Source organism: Streptomyces sp. NPDC087263, assembly GCF_044744645.1.
Lineage (GTDB): Bacteria > Actinomycetota > Actinomycetes > Streptomycetales > Streptomycetaceae > Streptomyces.
Genome location: NZ_JBIUYT010000005.1, coordinates 637,792 through 651,144, shown reverse-complemented (window position 1 = coordinate 651,144; position 13,353 = coordinate 637,792). Strand labels below are relative to the sequence as shown.

Below are 13,353 nucleotides of genomic sequence, written 5' to 3'. Positions count from 1 at the left end.
GCAGAATGCTTGTTCATGCTCGAAAACTCGCTATATCTTGCACAAACAAGCATCACTGGGAGGGTGTGGCATGACCCATGTCGAGGACGAGCTCAACAGTCAGCCCGAGTGCTGGACCCGCGCCGCCGAGCAGGCCGCGGCACATGCTGCCGCACTGCCCGTGGCGGGGGAGCGGGTCGCGATCGTGGGGTGCGGTACCTCGTTCTTCATGGCACAGGCCGTCGCCGCGCTGCGTGAACGCTCGGGCCAGGGTGAGACGGACGCCTTCGCCGCGTCGGAGTTCCCGGATGCCCGCTCGTACGACCGGGTGGTCGCCCTCACCCGGTCCGGCACGACCACCGAGGTGCTCGAACTCCTCGGGAATCTGAAGGGCCGCACGCGCACGACAGCGATCACCGCCGATCCGCACACGCCCGTCGTGGACTCCGCGGACGAGGTCGTGGTGCTCGGCTTCGCGGACGAACAGTCCGTCGTGCAGACCCGGTTCGCGACCACGGCGCTCACCCTGCTCCGCGCCCACCTCGGTCTCCACACGGACGCCGTCGTCGCCGACGCCCGTACCGCCCTCGGGCAACCGCTGCCCGAAGGGCTCGTCGGCTGTCGGCAGTTCACCTTCCTCGGCCGTGGCTGGACCGTCGGGCTCGCCAACGAGGCCGGGCTCAAGTTGCGCGAGGCCGCACTGGCCTGGACCGAGTCCTACCCGGCGATGGAGTACCGGCACGGCCCCATCAGCGTCACCACGTACGGGACCGCCACCTGGATGCTCGGCCGGGCGCCCGAAGGTCTGGCCGAACAGGTCCGGGCCACCGGCGGGTTGTGGGTGGCGGGCGAACTCGACCCGCTCGCCGAACTCGTCCGCGCCCAGCGGCTGGCGGTCGCGGTCGCCACGGCCCGCGGGCTGAACCCGGACCGGCCGCGCCATCTCACCCGCTCGGTGATCCTCACCCGGGTGTCTGGCTGAGTCGGCTCAACCGCCCACTGAGAAGGAGGAGTTGTGCCACTCGCAGCAACCGGTGAACTGGTCCTCGCGGCCGCCGGGGCGCGGACCGCGGTCGCCGCGTTCAACGTCATCACCCTGGAACACGTCGAGGCCGTCATCGCGGGCGCCGAGTCCGTGGACGCGCCGGTCGTCCTTCAAGTCAGCGAGAACGCCGTCAAGTTCCGCTACGGGCGGCTCCTCCCGCTGGCCCGCGCCGCGACCGCCGCTGCCGAACGCGCCCGCGTCCCCGTCGCGTTGCACCTTGACCACGTCCAGAGCGACCAGCTGCTGCGACAGGCGGCCGGCGCCGGATTCAGCTCCGTGATGTACGACGCCGCCCGGCTGCCGTACGGAGAGAATCTCGCCGCCACCCGGGCCGCCGCCGACTGGGCACACGCCCAAGGGCTGTGGATCGAGGCCGAGTTGGGCCAGGTCGGAGGCAAGAACGGCGAGCCTCCGCTCGACGCCCACGTGCCCGGCGCCCGTACCGACCCCGCCGAGGCCCGCGCCTTTGTCACCGACTCCGGCGTGGACGGCCTGGCCGTCGCCATCGGCAGCTCGCACGCGATGACCACCCGCACCGCGCTCCTCGACCACGACCTGCTCAAGCGTCTGACCGCGGCACTGGACGTACCGCTCGTCCTGCACGGCTCCTCCGGCGTGCTGGACGAACAGCTGGCGGCGGCCGTCGCGGGCGGCATCGCCAAGGTCAACGTCGGAACGGCCCTGAACCTCGCCATGACCGGCGCCATACGGAAGTTCCTCGCCGCCCACCCGTCGGCCGTGGACTCGCGCGAGTACCTTGGCGTGGGGCGGGCGGCGATGACGGGGGCGGTGGCGCGGCTCATCGGGGTACTGCGCGAGTGACGACGTCAGGAAGCCGCGCTCCGACGCAGGAAGGGTGCCTTCGCGAGGGCGTGGGGACCTCGCTCGCGAGGGCGGCACCCCCCTTATGAAGGCCGCGGACCTCGGTCGCGAGGGCACGGGACCCCCATGTCCACCGCTGGTTTCTCCCTATGAGGGAGACGCTGATTCACCTCGGCGAGCCGCCCGCCGTCGTCGTGGACATCGGCGTCGGCGTGCACGGTGTCGCGCGACGCACGGACGTCTTACGGCTTCCGGCTGCCCGAGCTGTGGCAACTGCACCTCAACCAGCACGAGGCCGAGCCGACCGTCGACGGCACGGCCCACGTCATCCGCCCCGGCCGCGTGGGCCTCGTACCGCTCGGCACCACGGCCCGCCACCTATGCCGGAGCCGCTCCGAACACCTCTGCGCTCTCCATCCCTGCGGTGGCCGCCGCGTCCGTCCGCATCCCGGACCTACGGGCCTTCAACAAGGCCTGCCGCAGAGAACTCGGGGCCTCGCCCCGAACGCTGCGGGGAGCTACTTCTTGACCGCCCGAAGAACCACGAACTTCGCGTCGCTGGCCATGAGTTCACTGTTGCCGAAGAGGCGGCGCAGCTTCAGGTGATACCCGAGGTGGCGGTTGCCGATCACCCACAGTTCGCCACCCGGCCGCAGCGCGCGGCGCGCGTCCGTGAACATCCGCCAGGCCGTGGCGTCCGTCGTCGCCTGGTGCGAGTGGAACGGCGGATTGTTGAGTACGAGATCGACGCTGCCGTCGGCGAAGTCCGTCAGCCCGTCACCGACGCGGAACTCCGCCTTCGTGCCCTCGACGTTCGCGGCGAACGTCTCCCGTGCCGAGGCCACCGCCTGGTACGACTCGTCCACGAACAGCACCTCCGCCTCGGGATTGGCCAGCGCGGCCGCCGTACCCACGACTCCGTTGCCGCATCCCAGGTCCGCGATGCGCTCGGGACCGCGGCTGCGGGGCATGTGCTGGAGGAGGAACCGGGTGCCGACGTCGAGACGGTCGGCGCAGAAGACGCCCGCGTGGTTGATCACGGTCCGGCCGGAGACCGTACCGACACCGTCGGGGAGCTCGTAGCTGTACGGCCACGGGTTGGAGTTCCGGGCGATCCCGGGGAACGGCGTACAGAAGATGAGCCGGGCCTTCTTCTCGGCCAGCGAGGTGCGGGTCGGGCCGAGGATCCGCTCGAAGAGGTGCAGCGTCGAGGTGTGGATCTCCTTGACCATCCCCGTGCCGACGACGACCGTCCCCTCGTGCACGCCGGGCGCCAGCCGGTGCAGCTGGTCCTCCAGGAGCCCGAGGCTCTTCGGCACCCGGACGACCAGCACGTCGATGCGGTCGGGAGGCGTGTCCTGTGTGGTGAGGAGAGGCACCGCGGACTCCTCGACACCGGCCCGCGCCAGGTTCGCCCGCGTCGCCTCGCGGGCGAGGAAGGAGTCGGTGATCTGCGTCGGCCGGTGCGCCGAGAGCGCCGTGGCGAGCGCGCCCCACCGGTCACCGACCACCACGACCGAGCCCGACAGAGGGGTCCCGCTCTCCGCGAGATGCCGCAGCAGATATGTGTCGGCGGCGTCCCATGCGCGCAGCTGGTCGCGGGTGTCCTCGGGGAAACGGGCGAGTGCGTACTCGCCCCAGGGTGTAGCCATAGAGTCGGTCATCGTGGGTCAAGGCTAACGGAGCCGCAGCTCAGCGCGGTGGGCGAGGATAGGCCGATGTCGATGTTGTTCCCCAGGCACCGTACGGAGACCGCTCCGGACGCGGTCCACGTGCCCGACTGGCTGGATACCGACCGTCAAAGGCAGCTTCTCGATGCGTGCCGTGCCTGGGCCCGTCCACCGTCCGGCCTGCGCACCGTCCGCACCCCCGGCGGCGGCACGATGACCGCCCGGCAGGTCTGTCTGGGCTGGCACTGGTACCCGTACGGCTACGCCCGCACGGTCGTCGACGGCGACGACAGCCCCGTGAAGCCGTTCCCGGGGTGGCTGGACGACCTCGGCCGCCGCGCGGTCACGGATGCCCTCGGCGCCGGGGCCGCGACCGCCGCGTACGACGTCGCACTGATCAACTTCTACGACGCCGACGCACGCATGGGTATGCACCGCGACAGCGACGAGAAGTCGGACGCGCCGGTGGTGTCGCTGAGCCTGGGCGACACGTGCGTCTTCCGGTTCGGGAACACCGCGACGCGGACCCGGCCGTACACGGATGTCGAACTGCGCAGCGGTGACCTGTTCGTGTTCGGCGGGGCGTCCCGGCTCGCCTATCACGGAGTGCCGCGGGTGTACGCGGACACGGCGCCGCCCGAGTTGGGGCTTACCGGACGGCTGAACATCACGCTGCGGGTGAGTGGCCTCTAGGCCGACAGGACCTGGACGACAGGACGGGCCCCCGCAGGAGCGGATCATGGGAGACTCGCCCTCATGAACGGCAAGGCGGGCCCCCGGGCGGCGGGGGAAGCGAACACGCGGGCGCGGCTGGACCGGGGGCGCGGGGCGCTCGGCCCCGCGCTGGAGCTCGTGCACACCGGACGTGCGCCGACGCGTGCCGTACTCACCGCCGAGCTGGGCGTCACCCGGGCGACCGCAGGCGCGGTGGCCGCGGAGCTGGAGGCACTGGGGCTGATCAGGGTCGACGCGCGGCCCGGAGCGGCGGCGGGTTCGCAGGGCCGGCCCTCGCACCGTCTGGAGGTCGCCGAGGACGGTCCGGTCGTACTCGCCGCGCAGGTGCACGCCGACGGATTCCGCGCCGCGCTGGTCGGTCTCGGCGGGCGTCTCGTCGCAACCGCACCCGGCTGCGAGACGGTCGAGGCCGATCCGGGCAAGGTGCTCGGCTCCGTCGTCGAGGCCGGCGCGGAGCTGCTCCGCGAGACGGGGCTGCGCTGTGTGGGCGCCGGCCTCGCCGTGCCGTCCGCCGTCGCCGAACCCGAAGGGCTCGCCCTCAACCCGCTGCACCTGGCCTGGCCCGCGGGCTCCCCGGTGCGCCAGATCTTCGCCGAGAAGGTGCGCGCGGCCGGAATCCTGGGGCCCGCGTTCGCCGCCAACGACGTGAACCTCGCCGCCCTGGCGGAACACCGGCACGGCGCGGGCCGCGGCGCCCGCGACCTGCTCTGCGTGGCCACCGGACACCGGGGTGTCGGCGGCGCGCTCGTGCTCGACGGCCGCCTCCACACGGGCAGTTCGGGGCTCGCTCTCGAAGTCGGCCACCTCACCGTCAACCCGGAGGGCCGCCCCTGCCACTGCGGCAGCCGTGGCTGTCTCGACGTCGAGGCGGACCCGCTGGCCTTCCTCACCGCGGTCGGCCTCGATCCAGGCCCCGAGGTGTCGCTGCTCCAGCAGGCCAACGACCTGATCCGCCACCAATACGCCGACCCGGCCATCCGCCTGGCCACCGAAGCCCTGATCGACCGCCTCGGCCTCGGCCTCGCCGGCCTGGTCAACATCCTGAACCCGGACCGCATCATCCTCGGCGGCCTGCACCGCACCCTCCTCGACGCCGACCCCGATCGCCTACGCGCCGTCGTCGCCGCCCGAAGTCTCTGGGGCCGGAGCGGCGGCGTACCCATCCTCGCCTGCACCCTGGACCACAACAGCCTCGTCGGCGCAGCCGAGTTGGCGTGGCAGCCGGTGCTGGACGATCCGTTGGGGGCGTTGGCCGAGGCCGGAGACTAGGTCAGGTTCCACCGCGCACTCGGGCAGGCGGGCCGGCTCGGTACGGCGGGCCAGGACCGGCAGGACCGTCGTGATCCCGAGCAGGGCCATGCACGCGCCGAGCCACAACGGCGCGCGCAGCCCGAAGGCACCGATCAGTGGGCCGCCCAGCGACGTCGCGATGATGATGCCGAGCGTGATGAACGACGAGTGGACCGTGTTGACCAGAGGACGCGCGTTGCCCTCGCGCTGCACGCGGGTCACCATCGCCGGATTCATGGTGACGCCGACCAGGCCGATACCCATCATGAACACCACTGCGGGGACGGGCAGTCGGGCAAGCAGGGCAAAGCCGGTCAGGAAGCCCGCGTTGAGTACCAGACCTATGAGCAGCACGCCGAGGGTGTACCGGTCGGCGAGCCGCCCCACCACCGTGTTGCCCAGCACGGTGGCGGCGCCGTACGCGATGAGCAGCAGTGGCACGGTCCCGTTACCGAAGCCGGTGACCTCGGTGAGGATGGGGTTGAAGTAGCTGAACGCGGAGAAGGTGGCACCGATGACCAGCGTGCTGGTCGACAAGGCCAGCCACAGCCGGGGCCTGCGGAAGGACTTGAGCTCCTGGCGCAGATCCGGGTCGCCGACGGCTCGCCCCAGGCGCGGCACCCCGGCGAGGGTGCACAGTGCGGCAAGTACCGTCAGGGCGGTAATGGCCCAGAACGCCGCACGCCAGCCCAGCCGTTCACCGATCAATGTGGAGAGCGGCAGGCCCAGCAGCGTGCCCAGCATCAAACCGTTCATGGCCAGGGCGATGGCCCGACCGCGTAGCTCGGGACGGGTGAGCTGGGTACACAGGGAGATGCCGACGCCGAAGAAGGCCTGGGACGCGATACCCGTGACGACACGGGCCGTCATCATCGCGCCGTACGAGGACGCGGTCGCCGCCAGTACGTTCCCCGCGAGAAAGATCCCGAACAGCAGGAGCAGCGCGTTCTTCTGAGGGAGCCTCAGCACCGCCACGGTCAGGAACGGCCCGCCCACCGCCATGGCCACGGCGAAGGCCGTGATGAGGTAACCGATCTCTGGGATCGAGGCGTCGAGTCCCTCGGCCAGTTGCGGCATCAGGCCGGCGACGACGAACTCGCTCGTCACCATGGCGAAGATGCCGAGTGCCAGGACGTATACGGCGCGAGGCATGTGTTCGGGTACTCCTCTGTGTCTCGGGTTGTTTTGGATTGATTGGTTCAAAACAATGGCGTGGGAAAGAAGAGGCGAGGGTGGGTGGGATCAGTGTGCGGTCAGTGCGTCCAGTGCTGTCGCCGCGATGGACTCCAGTACGGCGCGGTCGGCGCCCCCCTGTGCCGACACCCGCAGGCCGCCGATCAGGGCGTTGATGAAGCGGGCAAGCGCGTCGGCGTCCCGCGTCGAGGCGATCTCGCCGTGGCGCTGCCCCTCCTGGATGGTGGCCCGCAGTGCCGCGATCCGCCGGGCCAGGTCGCGTTCGAGCATCGCGCCCGCCTCCGGGTCGCGCCCGCCGAGCTCCACCGTCGTGTTGACCGTCAGGCAGCCCAGACTGCGCCCCCCGGGCCGGTTCTCGATCTCACCGTCGATGACGCCCTCGAAGTATGCCCGGATGCGCTCCAGGGGTGGGCGCTCCGCATCCTCCAGGAGCTCGATCTGAGCCGTCGTCATGACGTCGATATAGCGAGCCAGCGCCCTCTTGAACAGCTCGTGCTTGCTGTTGAAGGTGTTGTAGATGCTGCTGCGCCCCAGTCCCGTGGCGTCGCACAGATCCTGGGTCGAGGTCCCCTCGTAGCCATTCGCCCAGAAGGTGCGCATCGCGGCTTCGAGGGCCCGGTCCTCGTCGAACGTCCTTGGTCGGGCCATGCGGGAACCGTAGCATGGTATTGGATCGATCAGTTCAATAGGTGCTCCGCGTCGTGGCCTGACGCCAGTCCACACCGAAAGCGCGCCCAGGGTTCACGGTGAGCATCTGCTCCACCAGGCCCTCGCCCAGAGCGAGTTCGAGCCTCTGTCGCACCCTGCGCAGTAGATACGGCATCCCCGGACCGCCGTTGACCGAGCGGGCCGAGGCGGTCGTCGTGTCGCCGCCCAGGAGCAGACGGTCGCTGAAGCCGGCGTCGGCGAGGGCGCGTACGGCATCGGGCATGCGCCAGTCGGTGGCGTGGTGGGCGCGGGAGGGGCCGTCGAAGGCGAGGTAGGCGCCCGACTCCGCTGCCTGACGCTGGGTCATAAAGTCAGGGGAGCGGTTGAGATGGCCGAGGATCACTCGGTGCGCGGGCACGCCCAACTCGCCGGACAAAAGGTCGAGTACGTCCAGCGCGCCGGTGCCCAGCTCCAGGTGGACGGCGATCGGCGCCCCCGTGGCGTGGTGGGCCTCGGCCGCGGCGGTCATCGTCCAGCGGGCGTACGCGTCCAGGGTGTGGAAGCCGCCCGCGACCTTGATCAGTCCGGCCCGGACACCGGAGGTGCCGATGCCCGTCGTCAGCTCGGAGGTGAAGACGTCGGCCAGCTTGCCGTGCAGTTGAGTGAGCAACTCCGGTGTGTAGTGCGCCGCTTGGTGGAGTCCGGTCGCGGCGATCACCTGGACGCCGGTGTCACGGGCGATCAGCGGCAGGTCCGCGGCGCGTCGGCCCATGCCGTACGGCGTCCACTGCACGACGCTCCCACCGCCCGCCGCGCGGAACGCCGTCAGCTCGGCCCGCGCGGCGGAGGCGTCGTCGAGTTCCTGCCCGGCGAGTCGGGGGCTGCTCAGGAAGAGGTGGTCGTGCGCGTCGCACACCCCCAAGTCCTGTGGGAGCGTGTCCCCGAGGACGGTACGGACCCTGCTCACCACTGCCGGCCACGCGGGAGCCGGTCACGCTCGGGCGTGTTGACGTACAGCACCTGGAACACCTCACCCGGCGCCTTCGGAGCGTCGTGGTCCCAGAGTGAGAAGTGCACGAGCTCCCAATGACGCGGATCGACAACAGCGGCCGCGCACACCGCACCGTCCAGCGCGGCCAGCCGCTCGGTCTCCCGTACCGCCTCCGCCATCACCTCGGAGAGCCGCACCCCCTCGGGCACGCTCTGCCGCCGCCGCACGGCGACCGTGGCCGGGGAACCCGCGGCGACCCCCTCCTCGTACGACAGGCAGGTCCAGTGCCACACCTCCGGCCGCCCGAAGTCGTCGACGAGACCCTGGAAACCCGGTCCCCAGAGGAAGGAGTTCATGCCCTCCGGGGCGTTCCACAGATAGAACGGCCCGTACTGGTTGACCGGCGACCCGTCGACCCCGCGCTCGCGCATCAGATACGCCTTCAGACCGAGGCCGGGAAAGTCGTCGAGCAGCGGCCCCTTGCCCGTCGCCCGGGTGCGGATGATGTCCATGTCGTAGTCGGCGGGCAGGGTGAGCTCGTACTGCATGGCATGCATCGTTTGTCTCCTGGAGGTTCAGCGGTGTGTCGAATGGGCGGAGCCGACTGGCCTGAGCAGGGAGAGCAGTCCGCGAACTCCCGTGTCGAACGCGGCCGGTGAACCTGAGGCGCGCGCCAGCACATAGCCGCCCTGCACGGTCGCGAGGATCGTCGCGGCGATCTCCTCCGCGTCGAGTGAGGCGGCGAACTCGCCCTGCTCCTTGCCCTCTTCGACGATTCCCGCCAGACGCTCACGCAGCCAGTCGAGCGTCTCGTCGACCGGCGCGCGCAGCTCGTCGCTCGCGACCACTTCCGGGTCCATCGTCAACCGCCCGACGGGGCAGCCGCGCAGGACGTCACGCTCGCGGCGCAGATACGCCTCGATGCGTTCGTACGGCGACCCGGGCGCGCTCAGTACTCCCTCGGCGGTAGCACGCAGTTCCTCGGCGGTGCGACGGATCGCGGCGAGGGCCAGATCGGGCTTGCCCTTGAAGTGGTGGTACATGCTGCCCTGCCCCGCGCCCGCGCGTTCCAGGATCGCCTTGGGGCTGGTCCCGACGTAACCGCGCTCCCACAACAGCTCGCGCGTGGACTCGATCAGCCGCTCCGGAGTACTCATGACCGTACTGTACATACTAGTAGGTACAGACGCTAGACGCTGGGGAAGCAGTCGAACGGAGCCCATGTACTCCCTCGGAGGTACGCGCACTGCCGCTGGCCGTACGACGACTGCGACCCCCTTCCGGAGCGAGTCTCAAGGCATCGGAAACCAATCCCGCGGTGGATCGGAAACGGTCCCGCAGAGGAGATGACTGAGATGCAGACCCTGGCGAACTGGGACGGCGGCCCCGGGCCGTGGATCCTCTTCTTCCCGCTCATCTGGGCGGCCGTCGTGTTCGGCGTCGTGACCGTCCTGCGCCGCACCATCTGGCGTGGCCGTCGCGGCCCGTGGCGCGCGATGTCCGACGCCCGCCCGACGGGTGACTCGCCGATCGCGTTGCTCGGCCGCCGCTTCGCCTCGGGCGAGATCGACGAGGACGAGTACTGGCGGCGGCTCTCCGTCCTGGACGAGCAGTTCGGGCGTACGGGCAAGGGCGGTGCGGCATGACCACCGTGACGGTCACTCGGACGGCGGCCCGTGTCGCCGAAGCCGTCAAGGTGTACGGCAGCGGGGACACCGCCGTGCGGGCCCTGGACGGGGTGAGCGTCGGCTTTCCCACCGGGCGCTTCACCGCGATCATGGGGCCCTCGGGCTCCGGCAAGTCCACCCTGATGCACTGCGCGGCAGGGCTGGACACTCTCACCTCCGGTGCGGCCTTCATCGGCGACACCGAGCTGAGCACGCTCGACGACCGTCGCCTCACCCTGCTGCGCCGCGATCGCGTCGGCTTCGTCTTCCAGGCGTTCAACCTGGTCCCGACGCTGACCGTCGCGGAGAACATCACCCTGCCGCTGGACCTCGCGGGGGCGAAGGGTTCACGGGAGTGGATCGACACGCTCGTCGACGTCGTCGGCCTGCGCGACCGGCTCCACCACCGCCCCAGCGAGCTCTCCGGCGGACAGCAGCAACGTGTCGCCGTGGCAAGGGCGTTCGCCGGACAGCCCGATGTCGTCTTCGCCGACGAACCGACCGGAAACCTCGACTCGCGCTCCGGCGAGGAGGTGCTCGGCCTCCTCGGCCGGGCGGTGCGCCAGATGGGCCGTACGGTCGTCATGGTCACCCACGACCCCGTCGCCGCCGCGCACGCCGACGAGGTCGTCTTCCTCGCGGACGGCCGCCTTGTGGACCGGATGGAATCCCCGACGGCGGACAAGGTCCTGGATCGCCTGAAGGCCTTCGACGGCAAGGGGGCGTCGTCATGAACGCCTCCCTGCGCATCAGCGTCTCCTCCCTGCACGCCCACAGGCGACGCTTCGCCGGTACGTTCCTCGCGGTGGTCCTCGGTGTCGCCTTCCTGGCCGGAACACTCGTCATGGGCGACACCCTGCGCGCCAGTTTCGACACGATGTTCGGCAACGCGAGCGGCGGCACCGACGCCGTCGTCCGCAGCGCCGACACCATCACCACGCCCGGTGAGAGCGAGGGAGTGCGGCAGCCCGTCGACACCGACCTGGCGTCGACGATCGAGAAGACCCCGGGTGTGGCGGCCGCAGTGCCCGACATCCAAGGCGCCGGCCAGCTGGTCGGCGCCAACGGCAAGCCCATCGGCGGCCAGGGACCGCCCACTCTCGCGGGCAACTGGATCGACGACCCGGAGCTCAACGCCTACCAACTCGCCGAAGGCCGCGCCCCGTCGAAGTCCGGCGAGGTCGTCGTCAACCGGGGCGCCGCCGACAAGGGCGACCTGAAGATCGGCGACACCACCACGCTGCGCACGCCCGACCCCGTCAAGGTGACGATCGTGGGCCTGGCGACCTTCGGCGGCGAGGACGGCATGGCCCAGGTGACCTTCACCGGCATGACCCGGGCCGACGCCGAGAAGTACCTCACCGCCAGGCCCGGCGAGGCCGCGAGCATCCGCGTACGGGCCGGCCCCGGAGTCAGCCAGGAGGAACTCGTCTCCGCTCTGACACCCGTACTGCCGAAGGGGGTTGAGGCGATCACCGGCCAGGAGTCGGCCCAGGAGAACACCGACATGATCTCCAGCCAGTTTCTGAGCATCTTCACCACCCTCCTCCTGGTGTTCTCCGGCATCGCGCTGCTCGTCGCGACCTTCTCCATCCACAACACCTTCGCGATCGTCGTCGCCCAACGCACCCGCGAAAACGCCCTGTTGCGCGCCCTCGGCGCCTCCCGTCGGCAGGTGACCGTCTCGACGCTCATCGAGGCGAGCGTTGTCGCCGTCACCGCGTCGGTCGTGGGTCTCGCCGGCGGTATCGGCGTCGCGGCCGGACTGCAAGCGCTGTTCCCGGCCATCGGATTCCCCTTCCCCGAGGGCGACTTGGTGATCAGCGGACTGTCCATGGCGCTGCCGCTCGCTGTCGGCGTCATCGTCTGCCTCGGCTCCGCGCTGCTGCCCGCCGTACGCGCCGGACGCACCGCACCGCTGGCCGCACTGCGTGAGACGGCCGTCGACCAGTCCGGGGCCTCCCGCACCCGCGCCGTGGCCGGCGGCGGTCTGGCCGCCCTCGCCATCGGCATCACGCTCTTCGGCGTACTGGCGAGTCCCTCCCTGTGGCTCGCGGGCCTGGGCGCCGTCCTGGCCCTCGCCGCCTTCGTGGTCCTCGGTCCTGTCGCGTCCTCGACGGCCGTACGGGCCCTCGGTATGCCCCTCGACAGGCTGCGCGGCGTCACGGGCGGCCTTGCCCGGCGCAACGCCCTGCGCAGCCCGAAGCGGACCGCCGCCACCGCGAGCGCCCTGATGATCGGTGTCGCCGTCGTCTCACTGTTCACGGTCTTCGGCGCCTCACTCAAGGCCACCATGGACCAGACGGTCTCCCGGTCCTTCGCGGGTGATGTCGCCGTCAGCACCCCGTCGTTCGGCGCCGGCGGCAGTGGTCTGAGCCCGAAGCTGGCCCCCGCGATCGCCGAGCAGCCCACGGTCGAGAACGCCGTCGGCCTGGGCCGGGGGGTCGCCGAAGTCAACGGCAAGGGCCGGGCGTTGACCGTCACCGACCCGGTCACCCTCGGCAAGGTCTTCGACCTCGGCGACGTACGCGGCTCGCTCGACGACCTGGGCACCGACGGCATCGCGATCACCGGGAACGAGGCCGACAAGCAACACCTCAAGGTCGGCGGCACCGCCCAACTCGCCTTCACCGATGGCGAGAAGGAGACCTTCACCGTCCGCGCGGTCTACGGACAGTCGGAACTCGCGGGCGACTACGTCATCACTCGCGCCGCCTGGAACCCGCACCGAACCCAGGACGCCGACACACTCGTCGCCGTCTCCTTCAAGGACGGCGTGCGCACGGCCGACGGCAAGGCCGCCGTGCAGAAGGTCGCGGACCAGTACGGCAGTCCCGAGGTGCAGACCCGCGAGGAGTACGCGCAGTCCTCGGCCGGCGGCATCGACATGATGCTGACCCTGGTCTACGCCCTGCTCGCCCTCGCGGTGCTCATCGCGCTGCTCGGCATCGCCAACACGCTGACGCTCGCGATCCACGAGCGCACCCGCGAACTCGGCCTGCTGCGGGCCGTCGGACAGACCCGTGCGCAGCTGCGCGCCATGGTCCGCTGGGAGTCCGTCCTGGTCGCCGCCTTCGGTACGGCGGGCGGACTCGCCCTCGGCGGCTTCCTCGGCTGGGTGCTCGTCAAGGCCTCGGACGGCGCGAGCGACAGCGCCTTCGCCTTCGCGATACCGCCCGTGCAACTGGTCGTGGTCGCCCTGGTCGGCCTCGCCGCCGGAGGCCTCGCGGGCCTGCGTCCGGCGCGTCGGGCGGCACGCCTGGACGTGTTGCGCGCCATCGCCACCGAATGACGTACGAGGAGGGTGTCACC

At 70.7% G+C, this 13,353-nt stretch carries 12 protein-coding genes and 1 pseudogene; 7 read left to right on the top strand and 6 right to left on the bottom strand.

Translation table 11 applies throughout. The features are described from left to right. The first annotated feature begins 70 nt into the window (after positions 1-70). Positions 71-961 (top strand): SIS domain-containing protein, encoded by an 891-nt coding sequence (locus ACIPC1_RS20050; protein ID WP_402518695.1) that lies wholly within the window; start codon positions 71-73, stop codon positions 959-961. A 33-nt stretch (positions 962-994) separates the two neighbouring features. Then, positions 995-1,846, top strand: a complete 852-nt coding sequence (locus tag ACIPC1_RS20045) for a class II fructose-bisphosphate aldolase (RefSeq protein ID WP_402518693.1) — start codon at positions 995-997, stop codon at positions 1,844-1,846. A gap of 518 nt (positions 1,847-2,364) precedes the next feature. Here the strand turns inward: ACIPC1_RS20045 and ACIPC1_RS20040 are convergent. Beyond that, entirely contained in the window at positions 2,365-3,498 is a 1,134-nt protein-coding gene (locus tag ACIPC1_RS20040; protein ID WP_384377151.1) for a methyltransferase, read from the bottom strand. Positions 3,499-3,564: 66 nt separating this feature from the next. On the opposite strand from ACIPC1_RS20040, the gene ACIPC1_RS20035 reads away from it, so the two are divergent. After that, complete coding sequence (locus tag ACIPC1_RS20035; protein ID WP_402518692.1) at positions 3,565-4,209, top strand: alpha-ketoglutarate-dependent dioxygenase AlkB family protein; 645 nt, start codon at positions 3,565-3,567, stop codon at positions 4,207-4,209. A 63-nt stretch (positions 4,210-4,272) separates the two neighbouring features. Next, the gene (locus ACIPC1_RS20030; RefSeq protein ID WP_402518690.1) at positions 4,273-5,520 is read left to right on the top strand and encodes an ROK family protein; all 1,248 of its coding nucleotides are present in this window, start codon (positions 4,273-4,275) and stop codon (positions 5,518-5,520) included. Between the two features lie 35 nt (positions 5,521-5,555). Here ACIPC1_RS20030 and ACIPC1_RS20025 read toward each other — a convergent pair. The 5 genes and pseudogenes from ACIPC1_RS20025 to ACIPC1_RS20005 form a co-directional block, all read right to left on the bottom strand. Then, a pseudogene (locus ACIPC1_RS20025) lies at positions 5,556-6,693 on the bottom strand (MFS transporter); the annotation flags it as partial. 90 nt (positions 6,694-6,783) lie between these two features. Then, positions 6,784-7,383, bottom strand: coding sequence for a TetR/AcrR family transcriptional regulator (locus ACIPC1_RS20020; RefSeq protein ID WP_402518688.1), 600 nt, complete (start codon positions 7,381-7,383; stop codon positions 6,784-6,786). 34 nt (positions 7,384-7,417) lie between these two features. Then, positions 7,418-8,350, bottom strand: a complete 933-nt coding sequence (locus ACIPC1_RS20015; protein WP_402518687.1) for a phosphotriesterase — start codon at positions 8,348-8,350, stop codon at positions 7,418-7,420. Continuing rightward, positions 8,347-8,931 (bottom strand): DUF4865 family protein, encoded by a 585-nt coding sequence (locus tag ACIPC1_RS20010; protein ID WP_402518686.1) that lies wholly within the window; start codon positions 8,929-8,931, stop codon positions 8,347-8,349. The genes ACIPC1_RS20015 and ACIPC1_RS20010 overlap by 4 nt, the downstream gene beginning before the upstream one ends. A gap of 18 nt (positions 8,932-8,949) precedes the next feature. Further along, on the bottom strand, positions 8,950-9,531 hold the full coding sequence (locus ACIPC1_RS20005) for a TetR/AcrR family transcriptional regulator (RefSeq protein WP_402518685.1): 582 nt from the start codon (positions 9,529-9,531) through the stop codon (positions 8,950-8,952). A 198-nt stretch (positions 9,532-9,729) separates the two neighbouring features. Here ACIPC1_RS20005 and ACIPC1_RS20000 point away from each other — a divergent pair, with 198 nt between their 5' ends. From ACIPC1_RS20000 to ACIPC1_RS19990, 3 genes are read left to right on the top strand one after another with little or no spacing between them, the layout of a single operon-like run. Then, positions 9,730-10,020 carry an SHOCT domain-containing protein gene (locus ACIPC1_RS20000; RefSeq protein ID WP_402518813.1) on the top strand — a complete coding sequence of 97 codons (291 nt, stop codon included), beginning with the start codon at positions 9,730-9,732 and terminating at the stop codon, positions 10,018-10,020. Continuing rightward, positions 10,017-10,775 (top strand): ABC transporter ATP-binding protein, encoded by a 759-nt coding sequence (locus tag ACIPC1_RS19995; protein WP_402518683.1) that lies wholly within the window; start codon positions 10,017-10,019, stop codon positions 10,773-10,775. The genes ACIPC1_RS20000 and ACIPC1_RS19995 overlap by 4 nt, the downstream gene beginning before the upstream one ends. Then, entirely contained in the window at positions 10,772-13,333 is a 2,562-nt protein-coding gene (locus tag ACIPC1_RS19990) for an ABC transporter permease (protein ID WP_402518681.1), read from the top strand. Before ACIPC1_RS19995 ends, ACIPC1_RS19990 begins: the two co-directional genes overlap by 4 nt. Positions 13,334-13,353: the final 20 nt, after the last annotated feature.

Bases quoted from the DNA above. Each gene is read 5' to 3' on its own strand.
- ACIPC1_RS20050 (WP_402518695.1), top strand. From the start codon at position 71: ATGACCCATGTCGAGGACGAGCTCAACAGTCAGCCCGAGTGCTGGACC.
- ACIPC1_RS20040 (WP_384377151.1), bottom strand. From the start codon at position 3,498: ATGGCTACACCCTGGGGCGAGTACGCACTCGCCCGTTTCCCCGAGGAC.
- ACIPC1_RS20035 (WP_402518692.1), top strand. From the start codon at position 3,565: ATGTCGATGTTGTTCCCCAGGCACCGTACGGAGACCGCTCCGGACGCG.
- ACIPC1_RS20030 (WP_402518690.1), top strand. From the start codon at position 4,273: ATGAACGGCAAGGCGGGCCCCCGGGCGGCGGGGGAAGCGAACACGCGG.
- ACIPC1_RS20020 (WP_402518688.1), bottom strand. From the start codon at position 7,383: ATGGCCCGACCAAGGACGTTCGACGAGGACCGGGCCCTCGAAGCCGCG.
- ACIPC1_RS20010 (WP_402518686.1), bottom strand. From the start codon at position 8,931: ATGCATGCCATGCAGTACGAGCTCACCCTGCCCGCCGACTACGACATG.
- ACIPC1_RS20005 (WP_402518685.1), bottom strand. From the start codon at position 9,531: ATGAGTACTCCGGAGCGGCTGATCGAGTCCACGCGCGAGCTGTTGTGG.
- ACIPC1_RS20000 (WP_402518813.1), top strand. From the start codon at position 9,730: ATGCAGACCCTGGCGAACTGGGACGGCGGCCCCGGGCCGTGGATCCTC.
- ACIPC1_RS19995 (WP_402518683.1), top strand. From the start codon at position 10,017: ATGACCACCGTGACGGTCACTCGGACGGCGGCCCGTGTCGCCGAAGCC.
- ACIPC1_RS19990 (WP_402518681.1), top strand. From the start codon at position 10,772: ATGAACGCCTCCCTGCGCATCAGCGTCTCCTCCCTGCACGCCCACAGG.